General features: G+C 66.3%; 14 protein-coding genes, 1 tRNA gene and 1 pseudogene. 5 read left to right on the forward strand and 11 right to left on the reverse strand.

What is annotated here, in order from left to right:
* The first annotated feature begins 26 nt into the window (after positions 1 to 26).
* Positions 27 to 683, forward strand: a complete 657-nt coding sequence (gene yczE, locus AC5RV1_RS16160) for a membrane protein YczE (protein ID WP_493946295.1) — start codon at positions 27 to 29, stop codon at positions 681 to 683.
* Here the strand turns inward: yczE and AC5RV1_RS16165 are convergent.
* The 3 genes from AC5RV1_RS16165 to AC5RV1_RS16175 form a co-directional block, all read right to left on the reverse strand.
* Positions 680 to 1,546: an Fpg/Nei family DNA glycosylase gene (locus AC5RV1_RS16165; RefSeq protein ID WP_493995264.1), complete on the reverse strand. Its 867-nt coding sequence runs from the start codon at positions 1,544 to 1,546 to the stop codon at positions 680 to 682. The two genes, yczE and AC5RV1_RS16165, sit on opposite strands and share 4 nt — an antisense overlap.
* The gene (locus tag AC5RV1_RS16170) at positions 1,539 to 6,677 is read right to left on the reverse strand and encodes an Lhr family helicase (protein WP_493995265.1); all 5,139 of its coding nucleotides are present in this window, start codon (positions 6,675 to 6,677) and stop codon (positions 1,539 to 1,541) included. The genes AC5RV1_RS16165 and AC5RV1_RS16170 overlap by 8 nt, the downstream gene beginning before the upstream one ends.
* A gap of 63 nt (positions 6,678 to 6,740) precedes the next feature.
* A complete protein-coding gene (locus AC5RV1_RS16175; protein ID WP_493995266.1) occupies positions 6,741 to 8,267 on the reverse strand; it encodes an FAD-dependent oxidoreductase in 1,527 nt (508 codons plus the stop codon).
* Positions 8,268 to 8,465: 198 nt separating this feature from the next.
* Between AC5RV1_RS16175 and AC5RV1_RS16180 the strand changes: the two genes are divergently transcribed.
* Positions 8,466 to 8,927 carry a DUF4383 domain-containing protein gene (locus AC5RV1_RS16180; protein WP_493946299.1) on the forward strand — a complete coding sequence of 154 codons (462 nt, stop codon included), beginning with the start codon at positions 8,466 to 8,468 and terminating at the stop codon, positions 8,925 to 8,927.
* A 168-nt stretch (positions 8,928 to 9,095) separates the two neighbouring features.
* Here AC5RV1_RS16180 and AC5RV1_RS16185 read toward each other — a convergent pair whose 3' ends face one another.
* From AC5RV1_RS16185 to AC5RV1_RS16205, 5 genes are all read right to left on the reverse strand, one after another.
* Positions 9,096 to 9,740, reverse strand: coding sequence for a DUF4232 domain-containing protein (locus tag AC5RV1_RS16185; RefSeq protein ID WP_493995267.1), 645 nt, complete (start codon positions 9,738 to 9,740; stop codon positions 9,096 to 9,098).
* A 101-nt stretch (positions 9,741 to 9,841) separates the two neighbouring features.
* Positions 9,842 to 10,600, reverse strand: coding sequence for a YcnI family copper-binding membrane protein (locus tag AC5RV1_RS16190; protein ID WP_493995268.1), 759 nt, complete (start codon positions 10,598 to 10,600; stop codon positions 9,842 to 9,844).
* 90 nt (positions 10,601 to 10,690) lie between these two features.
* Complete coding sequence (locus tag AC5RV1_RS16195; RefSeq protein ID WP_493995269.1) at positions 10,691 to 11,314, reverse strand: hypothetical protein; 624 nt, start codon at positions 11,312 to 11,314, stop codon at positions 10,691 to 10,693.
* A 170-nt stretch (positions 11,315 to 11,484) separates the two neighbouring features.
* A complete protein-coding gene (locus AC5RV1_RS16200; protein ID WP_493995270.1) occupies positions 11,485 to 12,558 on the reverse strand; it encodes an NAD(P)H-dependent flavin oxidoreductase in 1,074 nt (357 codons plus the stop codon).
* A gap of 122 nt (positions 12,559 to 12,680) precedes the next feature.
* The gene (locus AC5RV1_RS16205) at positions 12,681 to 12,890 is read right to left on the reverse strand and encodes a hypothetical protein (RefSeq protein WP_493946403.1); all 210 of its coding nucleotides are present in this window, start codon (positions 12,888 to 12,890) and stop codon (positions 12,681 to 12,683) included.
* 236 nt (positions 12,891 to 13,126) lie between these two features.
* Between AC5RV1_RS16205 and AC5RV1_RS16210 the strand changes: the two genes are divergently transcribed.
* Positions 13,127 to 13,471, forward strand: a complete 345-nt coding sequence (locus tag AC5RV1_RS16210; protein WP_493995271.1) for a hypothetical protein — start codon at positions 13,127 to 13,129, stop codon at positions 13,469 to 13,471.
* 106 nt (positions 13,472 to 13,577) lie between these two features.
* Positions 13,578 to 14,126 carry a MarR family winged helix-turn-helix transcriptional regulator gene (locus AC5RV1_RS16215; protein WP_493995275.1) on the forward strand — a complete coding sequence of 183 codons (549 nt, stop codon included), beginning with the start codon at positions 13,578 to 13,580 and terminating at the stop codon, positions 14,124 to 14,126.
* Here AC5RV1_RS16215 and AC5RV1_RS16220 read toward each other — a convergent pair.
* The 3 genes from AC5RV1_RS16220 to AC5RV1_RS16230 form a co-directional block, all read right to left on the reverse strand.
* Positions 14,064 to 14,996, reverse strand: coding sequence for a glutaminase (locus tag AC5RV1_RS16220; protein WP_493995272.1), 933 nt, complete (start codon positions 14,994 to 14,996; stop codon positions 14,064 to 14,066). The genes AC5RV1_RS16215 and AC5RV1_RS16220 overlap by 63 nt on opposite strands.
* A complete protein-coding gene (locus AC5RV1_RS16225) occupies positions 14,993 to 16,591 on the reverse strand; it encodes a PucR family transcriptional regulator (RefSeq protein ID WP_493995273.1) in 1,599 nt (532 codons plus the stop codon). Before AC5RV1_RS16225 ends, AC5RV1_RS16220 begins: the two co-directional genes overlap by 4 nt.
* Positions 16,592 to 16,829: 238 nt before the next feature.
* Positions 16,830 to 16,919 (reverse strand) — tRNA-Ser (locus AC5RV1_RS16230).
* 252 nt (positions 16,920 to 17,171) lie between these two features.
* Here AC5RV1_RS16230 and AC5RV1_RS16235 point away from each other — a divergent pair.
* Positions 17,172 to 17,756: pseudogene (locus AC5RV1_RS16235) on the forward strand (HNH endonuclease signature motif containing protein); the annotation flags it as partial.

Consider the following 17,756-nt stretch of genomic DNA (forward strand, 5'->3'; position numbering starts at 1 on the left):
GCCAGTGGTCTGCGACAGTGGTTCCCATGATGACCCGCAGACTCCTCCAGCTCTTCCTCGGCCTCGCCATGTACGGCATCTCCCTCGCCCTGTTCATCCGGGCCGGACTGGGCCTGGACCCGTGGGATGTCTTCCACCAGGGCGTCGCCGGGAGGACCGGGCTCAGTATCGGCCTGGTGGTCATCATTGTGAGTTTCCTGGTGTTGCTTCTCTGGATTCCGCTGCGGCAGCGGCCGGGGTTCGGCACATTGTGCAATGCAGTGCTGGTGGGCGTCTTCGCAGACATCGGCCTTGCCCTGATTCCGGCCTTCTCGCACCTGGGCGGGCAGGCCGCCATGCTCGCAGGCGCCGTGCTCCTGAACGGCATTGCATCGGCCGGTTACATCGGTGCCCGGTTTGGACCCGGCGCACGGGATGGCCTGATGACGGGGCTGGCGCGGCGCACCGGATGGTCTGTCAGGTTGTCGCGCACCCTGATTGAAGTGGTGGTCCTGGCGGTCGGCTGGCTCCTGGGCGGTTCGGTGGGAGTGGGCACAGTCGTCTACGCCCTCGCGATTGGGCCCTTGGTCCAGCTGCTGCTCCCGGTGTTTATGGTGCCCGCCGCACTGCCGGCGGAATCGGATTCACAGGGGCGGGACGACGCCGGCTCCGTTACTCCCGAACCACTGGCCAGCAACGGCTAGTGTGACTCCCCAGGACTCCCGGGCAGGGCTCCCTGCGCCAGGAGCGGCTGGCACTGGGGACAGAAGTAGATGTCCCGTTCTTCCTCTCCGTTTAACTTTCCCAGGACGCCCCGCCGGATCGGCGTTCCGCACTTGAGGCAGGGCTGATGCTCCCTGCGGTACACCCAATAACCGGGCCGCCCGGCCATCCTCCCCACCGGCAGGCCTTTGGCGTTGAGGACGGTGACCCGGCGGCCGGGGCCAAGGTTTACTTCGAGCAGCTGCTTGGCGTCGATCATCATGGTCCGCACATCCTCGACGGCGGACACCGGGGATGCCGGATGCACACCGGACAGGAAGCAGGCCTCACAGCGGTAGATGTTGCCGATCCCGGCGAGGTTGCGCTGGTCCAGCAGGGCGACACCGACGGGGACGTCCGGGGCGGCTCGAACCCGCCGCTCCGCTTCGTCCAGGTCCCAGTCCGGCCCCAGGAGGTCAGGGCCAAGGAACCCCACGATGGAGTCCTCGCTGGCCGTGGCCACCACTTCAACGATGCCAAGGGAAAAGCCGACGGCGTCTGCCACGGGCGTGCGCAGCACGCACCGGGCCGTGTATCCGGGCTTACGCCACCTGCCGCCAGGCGGGTAGACCTGCCAGGTGCCCTCCATTTTCAGGTGCGAGTGAATGGTGAGTTTTTTGTCCTCCGGACTTACCACCCGCATGAGCAGGTGCTTGCCCCGGGGCACGACCTCCGTCACCGTCCAGCCGGCCAGGTTCAACGTGGCGAAGCGGGGCACGCGGAAATCGGACGCGATCAGCTTTTGTCCTGCCAAGGCCTGGTGCAGCTGGTTGGCAGCGCGCCAGACCGAATCCCCCTCAGGCACGGATCCTCAGCCCCTTGGGCGTGGAGTAAGCCCCGGCTGAGCTGAGCGCCACTGCAACAGGCGTATCCAGGATCCCGTGGCCGTTCACCTTCTCCATGATCAGCTTGTCGACGGCACCGCGGGTCACCACACTGACCAGTGCGGAGCCGGCAGCGGCGAGGATCGCCTCGTCGTCGCTGAAGGCCAGCAATGTTTTTCCACCCCGTTCCACGTACAGGACCAGCGCCCCGTCTACCAGCACCACCAGTGCACCCGCCTTCCGCCCGGGTCGGTGTCCGGTTCCGGCGTCGTCGTGGAGGGCCGGCCAGGGGAGGGCCGCGCCGTAAGGGTTGGCGGGATCGGTCGCGGCGAGGGCGAGGGCGGCAGGGTCGGCCTTGGCGAGCTGGGTGTCTTCGGAGTACGACCGCAGCCGGTCCACGGTGGCCGGCACGGCGAACTGGGCTGCCCCCAGGTGCTCAATGAAGTAGCCGCGGCGGCAGCGGCCCGCTTCCTCGAGCCGTGCCAGGACTTTGTACATCAACCCGAACCCGCCAAGGATCTGTTCTGCCATCACCGAGCCGCGCGTGACCACGCCGTAGCGGTCCAGTAGGAGTTCTGCTGTGGCCCGGGCGTGAATGGTCGGGTCCAGTTCGGGCTGCGGGAGCGCGGACCAGCGGCCTGCTGCCAGGGGAGGCGTGGCCGGGCCGGCGGATGTTCCGTAGCGGCCACTGCCCATTCCGGCGGAACCCATCAGGCCGGTCCCGTGGGACCGGCCCAGCCGGCTCAGGCGCGGTGCCCGCGCCCTGGGTGCACGGGCAACCTGCCGGTGGGCAGTGTGCCCCCCGGCGATCAGGGCGCGGACGGGGGCGAACGTGTCGCCCGTAATGCGGCCGGCCCACGCCAGGTCCCACAACGCAGTGACAATCTCCTGGTCACTCAGAACCGAGTCCATTCCGCCGGCCACCTCAGTCAGCTGCCGGAAGAAGTAGCCGCCGCCGTTGTTTCGAAGGTGCTCCAGGAGCCGCTGCTGGGCGTCGCCGGGTTCGTAGTCGATGGCCGGGTTCAGGGTCAGCTCTGCGGAGTCGGCCAGGTGCAGGCTGATCCAGCCGTCGTTGCCGGGCAGCGCTCCTGCTCCGGACCACAGCACCTCGCCGGTGGCCATGAGTTCGTCCAGCATGGCCGGCTGGTAGTTGGAGACCCGGGATGCCAGGACCAGGGGCTCCCAGGCGGAGGCCGGAACCGGAACACCGGAGAGCTGGTCGATGGCTGTGACGATGCCGTCCAGCCCGCGCAACCCCGGTTGGCCGCGGCCTGCACCGGGGGTACGGACGTGCTGCCAGGCCGGCAGGAAACGGCCGTACGCAGACGCGTCGACAGGCTCCACTTCAGCCCGCAGTGCTGCTAGCGACCGGCGGCGCAGTTTACGGAGGACCTCGGCATCACACCACTCACTGACTGTGGCGGGATGGAGTGACTCGGCGGGTGCGGGGTTCGCAGCAGAAGGGTTCGCATCAGCAGGCTCGGTAACAGCAGGGGCGGCAGCAGCGGCATCGGTAGCTGCCGGGTCCGCGCCGGCCGGGGGTGCCTCAGGCGGGCCCGAATGGGGCCGGAACTCGCCTTCCACCACCCGCCCATCAGCGGCGAGTCGCTTGAGGGCGGTGCTCACCACTGCCACGCCCAGGCCCAGCCGGGCTGCCGCTTCCGCCGAAGTGAAGGGACCATGGGTGCGGGCATAGCGGGACACGAGATCCCCCAGGGGATCTGCCACTGGTTCAATAAACGCGAGCGGCACTCCCATTGGAAGGGGAACGCCGATGGCATCCCGGAGCCGCGCGGCGTCTTCGACGGCGGCGAAGCGTTCCACGCCGCCGATGTTGACCTTGATGGCGCGGTTGGCCCGCTGCAGGGCGAGCAGGTGGTTGGTGGCGGATTCGGTGGTGGCATGGGCCAGGTCGGCTGCAGGCGCCTGGGCGGCAAGCTCGGCCGCAAGTTCGGCATCTGTTGGTTCCGCATCCGCCGCATCCGCCGTTGCCGCATCCGCCGCCACATATTCCCCGCCAGCAGGTCCGGCGGCTGCAGGCTCCCCGCCTTGGAGCCTGGCGGCAGCCTCCTCCGGCGCCAGGGGACCAAGCAGGCGCAGCAGGTCCGCGACACCTTCCACTCCCCGCGCACGCCGGTCCGGCGCCAGGCGCTGCAGTTCCCGTTCGGTGGACTCGATGACCCTGGCGTCCAGCAGTTCGCGGAGCTCGACGCGCCCCAGCAGCTCGTTGAGGAGGGTGGAATCGAGGGCCAAGGCAGCGGCACGGCGCTCCGCCAGGGGGGAGTCGCCCTCATAAAGGAATTGGGCAACGTACCCGAACAGGAGCGACTTCGCGAACGGCGACGGCTGCGATGTGGTGGTCTCCACGATCCGAAGCTCGCGCCGTTCCACGGATGCAGCGATGTCCTTGAGCGCCGGGAGATCGTAAACGTCCTGCAGGCATTCGCGCACTGTTTCCAGCACGATGGGGAACGTGGGGTACTTCCGGGCAACGTCAAGCAACTGGGCGGACCGCTGCCGCTGCTGCCACAAGGGCTGCCGTTTGCCGGGTGTCTGCCGCGGCAGCAGCAGGGCACGGGCGGCACATTCGCGGAAGCGTGAGGCGAATAGTGCGCTGCCCCCCACTTCTGCAGTGACAATCTGTTCAAGTTCCTCGGGGTCGAACAGGAACAGTTCGGCCCCCGGTGGCTCGTCCTCCATCATGGGCACGCGAAGGACAATCCCGTCATCCGCGGCCATGGCGGAGCCGTCCATGCCGTACCGCTGGTTGAGCCGCTGGCCCACCGCAAGCGCCCAGGGTGCATGCACCGGCATGCCGAAGGGGCTGTGGAGGATCACCCGCCAGTCGCCCAGTTCGTCATGGAACCGCTCCACCACCAGTGTGGTGTCGCTTGGCACCACCTCGGTTGCCTGCTTCTGTTCACTGAGGTACTGGATCAAATTGTTGGCCGCGAAGGCGTCCAGGCCGCTGGCCTGGCAGCGTTCGGTAGCTGGCCCGACGTCGGACGCTGACAGTTCACGCACGAAGGCCCCAAGGGCACGGCCCAAATCCACCGGGCGGCCGAGCGAATCGCCCTTCCAGAAGGGAAGCTTGCCGGGCTGGCCGAAGGCGGGGGAGACCAGCACGCGGTCGTGCGTGATGTCCTCGATCTTCCAGCTGGTGGCGCCGAGGGCAAAGACGTCGCCCACGCGGGATTCGTACACCATCTCCTCGTCCAGCTCGCCGACGCGCCGGCCGCCCTTGGGGGCAGGGGCGGGCTTGCCGTCCGCCGAGGGCGACGCCGATCCCTCGATTTCGGTGCCGATGATGTACACGCCGAAGAGCCCGCGGTCGGGGATGGTTCCGCCGGAGGTGACGGCGAGGCGCTGGGCTCCGGGCCTGCCTTCGATAGTGCCGGCGTTGCGGTCCCAGACAATCCGGGGACGCAGTTCTGCGAATTCGTCGGAAGGGTAGCGGCCGGCCAGCAGGTCCAGGGTTGCCTCGAACGCGGACCGGGGCAGGGACGCGAACGGGGCCGAGCGGCGGACAGTGGCAAACCACTCCTCGACATCAATGCTGCCCAGTGCCGTGGCAGCCACGGTCTGCTGCGCCAGGATGTCCAGGGGGTTGGCCGGAATGCTGAGGCGCTCGATCTTGCCGCCCAGCATGCGTTCCACGGTGATGGCTGTGTGCACGAGGTCTGCCCGGTGCTTTGGGAACAGGACGCCCTGGGAAACTTCGCCCACCTGGTGGCCGGCGCGGCCTACCCGCTGCAGGCCGCTGGCTACCGACGGCGGTGATTCGACCTGCACCACCAGGTCCACGGCGCCCATGTCGATGCCAAGTTCCAGGGATGACGTGGCCACAACGCACCGCAGCCGGCCGGATTTGAGGTCGTCCTCGATCAGTGCCCGCTGGTCCTTGGAGACCGAGCCGTGGTGGGCGCGGGCCAGCACCGGGTCTGCCCCCGCGGAGCTTCCCGCCTGGGCCATCATGTGGGCGGGGGTAGCCGTCGACGCCGGTGCTCCGGCCGTTGCCTCGAATGCCGTGGCGCCCCCCGGCCCAGGATCATCCCAGCCCCCGCCCTCCGCCAGCAGCTGCCGTTCCACGTAAATCTCGTTGAGGCGCGCCGTGAGCCGTTCCGACAAGCGGCGGGAGTTGGCAAAAACGATGGTGGACTGGTTGGCCAGCACCAGGTCAACAATCTTTTCCTCCACGTGCGGCCAGATGGAGGCCTGCGGCTGCAGCCCGGAGGCCGGACCGGAGTCGAACGCTCCGGCGGCGCCCTGGAGGTCGGACATGTCCTCCACCGGCACCGAGACGGTAAGGTCCCAGTTCTTCTTGGCCGGCGGGGCAACGATTTCCACTGGTGCTGAACCGGCCAGGAACTGTGCCACCAGTTCCCTTGGCTCCACGGTGGCCGAGAGCCCGATCCGCTGGGCCGGTTTAGGCAGCAGGGCATCCAGCCGCTCAAGTGAGACGGCGAGGTGGGCCCCGCGCTTGGTACCGGCCACGGCGTGGACTTCATCGATGATGATGGTGTCCACATCGGTCAAGGTTTCCCGGGCCCTGGAGGTGAGCATCAGGAACAGCGATTCCGGCGTGGTGATAAGGATGTCCGGCGGGTTGCTCAGCAAGGCCCGGCGGTCAGCCGTTGTGGTGTCTCCGGAACGGACGCCGACAGTGGTCAGGGGTGCCGGCAGCCCCAGCCGCTTGGCAGTCTGTGTGATGCCGATGAGCGGGGAGCGGAGGTTCCGTTCCACGTCAACGCCGAGGGCTTTCAGTGGCGAGATGTACAGGACCCGGGTCTTGCGTTTGGGCGGCCGGGGGCGCCTCCCTTTTGCCGGCGCCTTTGGTGCCTCCGGTGCAGGGGTCTCGGGAGCGGCTGTTGACCCGGACTCAAGCAGCCGGTCCAGCGCCCAGAGGAATGCGGCGAGGGTCTTTCCGGAACCGGTAGGAGCGACCACCAGCGCGTGCGAGCCGGAGGAGATGGCCTGCCAGGCGCCGTTCTGGGCCGGCGTCGGCTCCGAGAAGGCGCCGAGGAACCAATCGCGTGTTGGCCTGCTGAACTGGGCCATGGGTGCCTCCGCGACTGCACCCCGGCCACCCGCTGCAGGCTGTTCCTGGATCATGCCTCCATCATGCCCCAAGCCACCGACAGCGAGGCTGGCAGGCAGGCTTCCCCTGGCTCCGGCTCAAGCCTTTCCTGCGCGGGGGAGGTCCTTGGTGGCAGGACCCTCCAGGAGTTGTCCTTCATTGGTAAAGCGGGAGCCGTGGAGCGGGCAGTCCCAGGTCAGCTCGCTGTCGTTCCAGTGCAGGATGCCGCCCATGTGCGTGCAGACTGCCGACAGCTTGCACGTGGTGCCGTTAACGGTGGAAACGGCCACCGGTTTTGTTCCCTCGCGATAGACCGTGCCCTCGCCGTCGGCCGGGACAACAGGGGCCGGCTCGGCAGCAGGGTGTTCCTTGCCTTTTTTCAGCCCCCCGGCGGCCAACTGCCCCCAGCCCGTTGCAAGCTTGGCTGCCACCCCGGCATTGAGGGAAACCGCTGAAGCTGCGGCTGCCGGCGAACTGACACGGCGGTGGATGGTATTGGCCCAGGGCACGTGGCCGCCAAGGATATCGGCGGAAATTCCCACGGCAGCAGCCACTGCGTTGGTCATGCCCCACTTGTTGTAGCCGGTGCCGAAGTAGACGTGGCCTTTGCCCCGGGGAAGCTTGCCGAAGAACGGCATCAGGTTGACGGGCATGTAGTCCTGGGCGGACCAGGTGTGGGTCACCACTGAGCCGGGATACTGCTGCACGGCCCAGTCCACGAGGCTGCCGAGGTGGTGCTTCTCCGACCGTGCCCGGCCGACGTGGTGTCCGTGCCCGCCCACCAGGAGCAGCCGGCGGCCGTCCACTTCGTAGTCCCGCAGGGAGTGCGTCGGCTGTTCCACTGAAATGTACATGCCCGGGGGAGGAGCCTGGTCCTCCTGCAGCTGCAGCGCTGCTGCATAGGAGCGGCTCGGCTTCAGCTTGGCGAAGTAGAGCCCGCGGTCCAGGACGGGAATGCCGGTGGCAAGCACTACCTCGTTCGCGGTGACCGTGCCGTGGTCCGTGTGGATGGTGGCGGGGCCGCCCCCGGTGACGTCCTGCAGCCGAACGCCGCCCACCACGGAGCCGCCGCGGCTGCGGATATCGGACACCAGGGTGTCCAGCACTTCCACGGGGTTGATTTGTGCCTGGTTTGCCAGCCGCACTGCTCCGTGGACGGGAAACGGCAGCCCGGGGTCGCGCACGTATTCCATGTCCAGGCCGGCGGTGGTGCCGGCGCTGACCTCTTCCCGGAGCTTCTCCGTGCCCTGCGCTGAAGCCGCGTACGTGTAGGCGTCACGGGTCTGGAACGGAACCTTGTGCTCTTCCATGTACCGCAGGAGCCAGGCCTGGCCTTCGAGGTTGCCGTCCACGTAGGCCTGAACCTGTTTCTGGGAGTACTGGCGGGCCAGCTGGGCCAGGAAAGTTCCCTGCAACAGCGTTACCTTGGCGGTGGTGTTCCCAGTGGTCACAGCACCTGGGTACCGTGCCTCGAGCACCAGGACGGTTTGCCCCGAGCGGGCCAGCAGGAGTGCGGTCACCAAGCCGGTGAGTCCGGCGCCGGCCACCACGGTGTCGTAGCTGCTTCCAGGCTCGAAGGGATCAGAGGTGAAGGTCTCCGCGCGGTCCAACCAAATCGACGTCATCCCAGTTCAGCCTGCCTTTTGGTCCTGGCCCTCACGGGCCGTTTGTGATGTGTCTGTTATAGACCATTACTATTCGTGGCGTAGCTGCTAAGTATACTTATGATGTCGGTGTTTAAGTCTATGGTTTATGGTTTCAGGCGCGACCCGACAGCCATGATGTGAACGTTTACGACAACAGCAGGAGTAATCATGACAGGCATGAGTTCCGACGGTCGCACCGCTGGCCGTACAAATATCCAAAAAGCAGCCCTCGCCGTGGGTGCAGTGTTCCTCCTCGTGGGCGTCCTGGGCTTCATCCCGGGCATTACCAGCAACTACGAAACCATGGGATTTGCCGGCCATACATCTCAGGCCTTGCTCCTGGGCATTTTCCAGGTGTCCATACTGCATAACATCGTTCACCTGCTCTTTGGAGCGGCCGGTATCGCCATGGCCCGCAGCGCAGCCCAGTCGCGGAACTACCTGCTCGTAGGCGGCGCCATTTACCTTGTCCTTTGGCTTTACGGCCTTCTGATGGGCGGCGACACCCCCGCGAACTTTGTTCCCGTAAACAGCGCGGATAACTGGCTGCACTTTGTCCTGGGGGTCGCAATGATCGGTTTGGGCGTGGCTCTTTCCCGTGGCACTTCGCGTGTCGGGGGCACCAGCGCCGCGCGCTAATGTTCTGATCCCTCGGGATTTATGACAAAACGCCCCAAGGGCGGAAACCACCTGCAGGCGGCCCGGCACTTTGCCGGACCGCCTGCATTTGTCTGTACTGGATTTGTCTGCGCTTAGTTCCTCTACGCTCGCTGGGAATTCCAGCGCCGGAAATTACCCTTTGACTTCTTACGCTGGCTGGAATGCCCCAATGGTCAGCAGCGTAATTTCCGCATTGCTGCAGGCCTTGGTGGGTTGGGGCAGGAACAGGGATGCTGTGTCCTCTGGCGGGTAGATCCGGTAGCCGGCGGCATCCACCATGGCGCAGTCCGGGTAGTTCCCCGCCTGGGTATAGCGCAGCACTGCCGAGCCTGTCTGGCCGGGGGCCAGCAGGATATCGGTTGGGGCGGCGGCTTCATCACGGGTAGCCGGGGCACCGATGGGGGCGCCGGCAGCATCGGCAGCCAGGGAAACGCCGGCAAAACCCCGAAGGACACAGGTTTCCGAGCCTGTGTTGGTGAGGTTGAGCTTCATAAAGACGCTGCCTGCTGCTCCGCCGCCCGACGCATCCGTGGCGGCGGAGAGGCCGGCCGCCTTGCAAAGGCCCGGTGCCCCGGACGTAGCCGGAGCCGGAGCAGCTGCGGTCGGCGTTCCGGACGGCGTTTCAGTCGCCGCCGGCGCTGCGGACGTTGCGTCGGGGCTGGCAGAGCTGCTGCCCGGTTCCGTCGTCGCCTGCGCTTGGGGCTCGCTGGGGCCGCACCCGCTGAGCATCAGTGCCGCCGCCGCGGCCGCCGTCGTTATGGCCAACCCATGTGAAATTCTCTGAGACCTCATGGCACCACCTTTGCGGCACTGTTTGGCCGCGTCAATGATGCCACGAGGCAATGAAGCATTTTGATGCCCGGATCGTGATGATCCGGGCATCAAAGCCCGTCCTACTTGGCTGGCGCCTCCGCCGGGGTGTTCCGGCGCGCACCGCTGCGCAGGAACGCCGCGCCGCCGAGCACAAGGCCCGCGACCCCCGCTGCGAGTCCGGCCCAGCTGCGGGCGTCAGCTCCGCTTTCCGTCACCGACGCCTGCTCAGCGGAAGGGGATGCCGTGCTGTGGGATGCCGTGGCAGCGGCCTCGCCATGTCCATCGGTGCCGGCAGCTTCGGTGACCGATATTGACGGCGCAGGTGCCTCCAGGGAATGCGGGTCCTGGCCGTCCTTGGCAATCTCCGACCAGTCCGTCTGGCCCGTCTCACAGGTCTGGAGCGTGGGGAAATACAGCGTGGCGCCGGCCGTGTCGGGGAGTTTTACCGAAAGCACCAATGCGTCGCGCAGCTCATGGGGCAGTGGACTTTTGGCGGTATAGACAATGTGGCTGGTCCGCTTGGAGATGGACGTGCCGTCGGCGAGTTTCTTCGGCTCGGCGAGCTGCTCAGTCACCTTCTCCACGGTCCAGTTGGGGTTGACCGTGGGCTGGGCATCGTTCAGTTCCCGTGGCAGCGTGATTGCCACCTTGGTAGTGCCCGACGTGTCGCAGCCGTGCGGGATGCCGAAGGTAAGCAGGGCGTAGGAGCCGGCGGCGGTTTTGTCCGGCGTAACGCCGACGTGGGCCGAGGCTCCGCCCGCAGCGGTGAGCAGCAGGGCTGCCGCGCCTCCGGCAGCAGCGGCAGTGTGCAGGGGACGGCGAAGAGCTGAGGGTTTCATGGTGTGCCTTTCTGGCGCACACCCAGGGTCCGGGGACCCGGGCACGCAAAACGTATCGGTGCCGCCGCCGGCATGAGAGGGGCGGCGGTTTTAGCTGGAGGGCACGACGGCGGAAGGCGGGCCCCGGCGGCTGTCCTGCCGGAGGTTCCGCCAGGGACGGTGCGGCGCGGCAGCGCTGGGGAAGGCAGCCAAAGGTGGCGGGGCGCCGTCGGGAGCCACCGCGTGGGGGAGTGCTGAAAGCGGCCTGAGCCAGGCAGCCAGTGCCCAGAGGGCGGCCTCACCCTTAGCGAGCAGGACCGCGCAACCCAGCGTCGCCAGGGCGTGCGCGCCCAACATCAGTGTCCCGGACGCAGCTTCGGTACCAGCGAGGTGGGCGGTTGGGGTGATGATTTCGGCGCCGGGAAGGTGGCCGGCATGAGGGGCGGCCCCGTTAGGTGCCCAGCCCGCCGGGGAAGGACCGAAAGCCGTAAACAGGCCGTGCAGGGCAAGTTGCCCTCCAGCCAGCAGGGCGGCCATGGCCGGAAATCCCAGCCGGAGCCGGGTGGCGGCGGTACTGGCGAGGCCAGTCAGGGCCAGGACTGCCACCAGGATGACAGGGGCGGGAAGCCCGCCGCCGCCGGCGAGGTGGGCACCAGCGGCGAGCGTCAGGATGACCGTGGCCACCGCCGACGAGCGGAGGAGGTGGAAGGGAACGCGAGGACCGTGCGTTAGCACTGCTCTCCCTTCCCCCTGACGGAACCATGCACCGCTGAGGGCGGAGCCGGCCAGATGCTGGACGATCAGATTCTAGCTGTGATCTGCCACTGACACTGAGCCGGAAGCGGACGGGGCCGGAAGGGGGCCGGGCCGGCGTTACCAGAACCGCCAGTAACCCGCGGCGACAGTCAGCGGGTACCGGCCAGCAGTTCGGCGAGGACCTCCGCCGCGGTGTCGTGTTTGAGCAGGGGCGCCGACTGTCCGGCCCACAGGGACATCAGGTCCGTGTTTCCCTTGGCGGCGGCCTGCGGCCGGAACCGGCCGGTGAGCCAGTTCTGTACCGGGAAGGGGGCAACAGCGCCTGCTTCTTCCAGCTCGGAAATGATGCGGTTGGGGATGCCGCGGGCCAACCGGCCGCTCAATGCCCGGGTCAGTACGGTGCGGGCTGCGGCGGCGCTTCGCAGTACCTCGCGGTATTCGGGCACAGCGGCGGACTCGCGGGTGGCCAGGAATGCGGTTCCCACCTGTACGGCATCGGCGCCCAATGCCATTGCCGCCGCGAAGCCGCGGCGGTCGGCGATTCCGCCGGCCGCGATCACCGGGATGGATACGGCGTCGGCCACCTGCGGGACCAGGGCGAACGTGCCCACCAGGGATTCCTCCGCGGGCTTGAGGAAGGACACCCGGTGGCCGCCGGATTCCATGCCGCTGGCCACCACGGCGTCAACGCCGCCGGCCTCCAGCGCCAGAGCCTCCGCAACGGTGGTGGCGGTGCCAAGGACCGTGATGCCGCGGCGGTGCGCCTCCTCCACCACATCCGGAGCGGGCACGCCGAAAACAAAACTGACGACGGCGGGACCCGCCTCCAGCGTGGCCTCCACCTGCTCGCCGTAGTCCGGCACGTACCGCGCCGGCATGTCCGGAAGGGGAATGCCCAGTTCCTCGAAGTAGGGCTTCAGGGTGGCCGCGTAGCGGTCGAATTCTTCCTGTGGAATGGCCGTAGTCTCGGTGCCGTTGGGCACCCACAGGTTAAGGGCAAAGGGCTTCGCTGTGGCCGCGCGAAGTTCGGCTGCCGTCCTTCGGATGGCACCGCCGTCGTACCCGTACAGACCGAAGGAACCCAGCCCGCCGCCGTCGCTCACTGCAGCGGTGAGCGGCACGGAGGAGACGCCACCGAACGGGCCAAGGACCACGGGGACGTCAATCCCGAAGAGCCCGGTAGCCCTGCTGGTGGAGGCGGAAGGGGACGGTGCGGCGGTCATGGCAGGCTCCCGATGGTTTGTTTGGCTCGGCTCGACCCCAGTCTTGCAGCCCGCCGGGCGTCGCCCAAGTCAGTCAGTTTCCGGTCCGCTGCAGAAGTGGCAGTCGTCGGGGCAACTCTCCGTCATGACTCGGCGGCCAGCAGGTCGTAGCCGTCGGAGATGTGGAAGAGCCGGCGCCCGCCGACAGTCGTCGTGACCCAGACCACGTCTCCGTCCGCCGTCCGGTCATCCACCAGCCCGGCGTACGCCTGGCGGCCGTTCCTGCTGAGCTGCACCGGTTCGCCCACCTGGACTTCTTCCCAGCGGGCCGGGCCCTTGACGCGGTTCACCATCGAAGTCACGCTTCTTTCCTTGACTTGATCTCATTGATTGGGGGATCCGGCCGGTTGTGCCGGTCCACTCATCAAACCGGTCATCTGCAGCACACCTCAATGGAGGAGTGGCTACGCCGATGGGTGAATCTTTGTGCAGCCCGCCAAAGCGCCATCAGGTTGCCCGTGAGGTGTACCGGCCGATCGGGGCGGGACTAGACTGCAGGCGTAGATGTCGGCGACCTTGAGGAGTACTTATGGAATACACCCGAAGCCAGCAAGAGAAGGCACTTTCCGCCGGTGAACTTGGCCGCAGCCACATCGGCCAGACCATCAGCTTCCAGCCGAACGAGTTCACCGTTGTGTTTGGCAAAATCGCCGGAATTGCCCGGACCGAGGCGATGGTTTACCTGTCCCTGGAGGGCGTGGGAAATGGCACGCATCTGAAGGACGAATACGACCTGCCGCTCGCGCATGAGGTCTACCTGCCGGTGGATGTCCTTAGCAACGCCGAATCCACCATCAAGGATCTGTTCGGCAAGGTCCAGGAGAACCTGCGCGGAACGGGCCACAAGGGCGGGGACCAGACGGACCGGCTCTAGCGGAACCAGCTCAAGGAAGCCCCAGCGGCAGGCGCCGCTGGGGCTTCCTTGTTCGTGCCTATGACGAGCCAATGGAAATGAGCAGCGCGTGAATGCGGCGGAGGCCATGGACCATAGGGACCTTGCTGTAGCGCTGCTGGATATTTCTGCCGATGTGCGCCGGAAGTCGCACGAGGATACCGGCGTCCGTCCGCTGCCGAATGGAGCGGTGGATATCCTGCGCCTCGTCGAGGGCGGCCCGGGAATCACGGTGGCGGAGGTGGCTGCGAGGCTCGGCCGGCAGTTCAGCAACGTCAGGGTCCAACTGCGCGAGCTGGTGGCCGCCAATCTGGTCACCCGTTTGAGGGATCCCAGCGACAAGCGCTACGTCACCCTGCACCCCACCGAGGAATCCCAGCAAATCAGGGCGATTCTTGGAACCTCCTGGCCGGGGTCCTGGCTGCCTCGGCGTCGAAACTGCTCCCCGGAGAGCAACAGCAGCTCGCCGCCAGCCTCCCCGCACTGCAGCGGCTGGCGGGTTTCCTGGCAGCGAAGGAGTAACGAAAATCTCGCGGGCGATACTAGAAGTTGTGGTGGGTGTGGGGCCTTTCGCCTAGAAAACGGACCAGCCGGTCCGGTCGGAAAGGTCGGCGAGGGCGGCAGTGCCGGCAAGTGAGTTTCCCTTAGCGTCCAGCCGCGGACTCCAGACGGAGATGGCGCATTCACCCGGAACGATGACCAGGATGCCGCCGCCCACACCGCTTTTACCGGGCAATCCTACACGGTAGGCGAACTCGCCGGCGGCGTCGTACATGCCGCATGTCAGCATGATGGAGCCGATGCGTTTCGCGTCGCTCGGGGACAGGACAGTCCCGAGCCTTCCCCGTCCTTCCTTGGCCAGGAAGAGCCCTGCCTGGGCGAGTTCAGTGCAGGTCATCATGATGGAGCACTGGCGGACGTAGTTTTCCACCACTGATTCGGCCGGCTGCTTCAGGTTGCCGAAGTCCTTCAGGAAGTGCGCCAGAGCCAAATTGCGGCTGCTGCTGGATAGCTCGCTGGCGGCCGCGCCCTCATCGATGAACGGCCCGGCGCTGCCCGCCTCCAAGGTGAGGAACCGCAAGAGCTGCGTGGCGGCGTCGGACGTTTCTTCCATCAGGTGGTCCGTGACCACCAGGGCGCCGGCGTTGATGAACGGGTTCCGCGGGATGCCGTGTTCCACTTCCAGCTGGACGAGGGAGTTGAACGAGGAACCGGAGGGTTCGCGCAGGACCCGGGACCACAGTGTTCCGGACTTATCGCCCCGAAGGGCCATTGCCAGGGTGAAGACTTTCGAGATGCTCTGTATCGAGAACGGGACGTCCGCGTCGCCTGAACTGACTACGTTGCCGGAGGTCGTGGCGACGGCTATCCCGAATTTATCGAAGGGGACCGCTGCCAGGAACGGGATGTTGGCGGGGACAGAGCCGCTTTCACGCTGCGGCCGGTGGTAGCGGACGAGGTCGTCGAGGATGGGGCCGAGCGGCGGCGCCTCAAGTGCTGTTTTCATTTCCTGCCTGAATGTTCTTTGGACGTTCCGGCCCATTCCTGGATATGGAGCAAGGCCACCAGCGCGTCCCGCGGGTTGCCGAAATCCAGCCCTGTGGCCCGGGAAGCTTTGCTGATGCGGTAGTAGACCGTGTTCTTATGCAGTCCCATCCGCTGGGCGCATTCAGCGACATCGAGCGAGGCGTCGAAGTACGCCCGCAGGGTTTCCGCGAGTTCGAGGTCCTCCTGCAACAGGGTGGAAAGGCCGCGGTGGCGGAAGGTTGAGGACGTGAAATTGTGGACTGCCTCGCGGAAAAGGATCTCTCCCTCGAAGTCGTCCACTGTGGCCACGGATGTGTCGGGAGAGATGCCTACGCAGCCCAGCAGGGCTTCAGTGATGCTGGTGATTGAGTGGATGGACAGCAGGTCCGGTACCAACGGGCCCACAGCCGCAAACGGGCTGAGGCCCAGGTGTTTGCCAGCATCGCGGACGATGGACTCGGCCAGGCTTCGCAGCCCCGACTCCGCTGCATTGGATTGCAGGCCGGGGACAATCACAGCGGTGTCGCCCTTGAACTGCCCGACGACGGCGGAGGCCTTGAAGGCAGCCGCATGGATGGAAGCCAGGTTGGCGAGTTCGCCGTGCTTCAGTGCGGCGTCGTCGGCCTGCGCTTCGGCATCGGAGATGCCGATCAGGATCAGCGCGGCAGGGCGCTCAGCCGGGATCTTCTCGCTGTGCGCGCTGGCTGCGGCTTCCGCAGGGCCCGACAGGATCCGCGCGACGCGGTCTTCGCGCATGTGCACGGACTGCTGGTTGCGGTACCGGATCAGCTCTGCTGCGGTCCGGGCAGCCGACCCCTTCAGCACATGATCCACATCGGGGCCAAAACCGGCGCCGGTTTCCTGGAGCCAGATGTAACCCATAATTCGGTCTCCGGCGAAAAGCGTGATGGCTACCCGTTCCCGTAATCCGTCCTGGGGGCGGGCGGGCACCCTCACTGGCAGCCGCGTTCGGTGCAGCTCCCGGTAGGCGCCGAGGTCCTTCAGCAACAGCTCGTATTTCCGCGGGCCGCGGCGGGTCAGGATGGAGGCTTTGCGCAGTTCATCAATGTCGTTCGACACAGTGGAGTACGCAAGCACCTTGTTGGCGGCGTCTTCGATGAGCACGTGACTGGACGTAAGCCGTGCAGTGGTTTGGGCGATGGCAAACAGGTCTTCTTCCAGCAACGTCAGCACTTCACTCTGGTAGCTGCGCGGCTGGATCCGGTCCTGGGCGATGGACAACAGCCGGTCCCAGTCAGCTGCAGGGTTCACCAGGAGCAGTCCCGTCCCGGCGTCCTGCAGCAGTTCTTCAGCTTCGGAAAGTTCTTCACGGATTCCCTTGACGGCGACTACCGGTGGCGGGTTCTGCAGGAGCCGCCGCAACGCGGGCAACGCCGACCGCCCGCGGACGCCGATCAGCAGGACCAAAGCAGCGCCGCCGTCGGGCGCCTCATCGTCAGCGTCCACGATGAGGAAACGCTCGATGGCGGAACCGGTAGGAGCGGGCCGGAGGATGAGGCTGGCGAACCCCAGGGGGAGATCCGAGAGGATATCGTCCACCGTAACCGCGGCCATGGTTTCCTTCGCGTCGATCGGGCCGGACGGCTCTGTCCGGTCAGATCATGGTATCCAGCCCTGATCAGTCGAAAATTGGAAGGAGACCCAAAGGGAGAGCCAGTTTTTCGGTTGGCATTCCAACCCGGGTGTGGGGATCCTGGCTTGGGTCGGAAATGGGTTCAGCGACTCGGCAACTACCCACGGAAACAGAAAGCCCCTGCTTCCAGGTAAAACAGGAAGCAGGGGCCTTCTTCATTGGCGGTGACGGTGGGATTTGAACCCACGTTGGCTTTTACACCAAACAACATTTCGAGTGTTGCACCTTCGGCCGCTCGGACACGTCACCAACCTCAATAGGGTACCGGAGCGAGGGGCCCATCCCCAAAACGGGATTATCGGAGAGCACCTTCGCCCATCTTCGATTTTCCTCTTTTCTTTCTGCCGCGATTGATAGTGGGGCAGCATGGCTGGAGCGCCGTTGAACGATGCACGGTTTGATCCGCTGCGTTTCGAGGAGGTGCGGAAAAGTTTGAAGAACTTTTTTCGGGGCACCCGCTATGAGGGCCAGAATGTCAGACCCTCGCAAGAGGATGAGGGTATGGAATCGAACCCGGCAGTGGCACAGGCGGAAGCGACCCTTGTGGCTGCTGTCGCGGCGTTTGTTGCGGTGCTCGCTGGCGGCGATACAGCTGTCTCCGGTGCCGCTGATCCTGCCTTTGCAGTTGAGTCTGATAATCCGTTGCAGCGGGTTGCTGACAGGGCTTTGGATGTCCTGGCCGCGGTGGCACGGTCGGAAGCGAAACTGGCCGCGGCGAAGACACAGGCCGTGGCGGTGTTCGCCGGGGCCACAAAAGCGTTGAACGCTCCTGCTTCGTCTCCGTATGAGGCGACGGCGCAGGAGCGGAGCCTGGTGGCGGAGGTGGGGTGTGTGCTGGCGATCGGTGACCGGGCCGCCGGTGCCTTGCTCGCCGATTCCCATGCCCTGACCACGTCCCTGCCCCGGACCCTGGCTGCTTTGCAGGCCGGGACGATTTCCTGGGCGCATGCCCGGACCATGGTGGACCAGACCGCGAGCCTTGACCGTAACGGGGCGGCGGCGTTGGAGGCGCACTTCCTGGACCCGGACACGCCGAAACCGGGAGCAGCCGCCACGGTCGGGGAGATGCCGGCGTACCGGTTCAAA

It is taken from the genome of Arthrobacter sp. Hb9-2 (genome assembly GCF_059091165.1).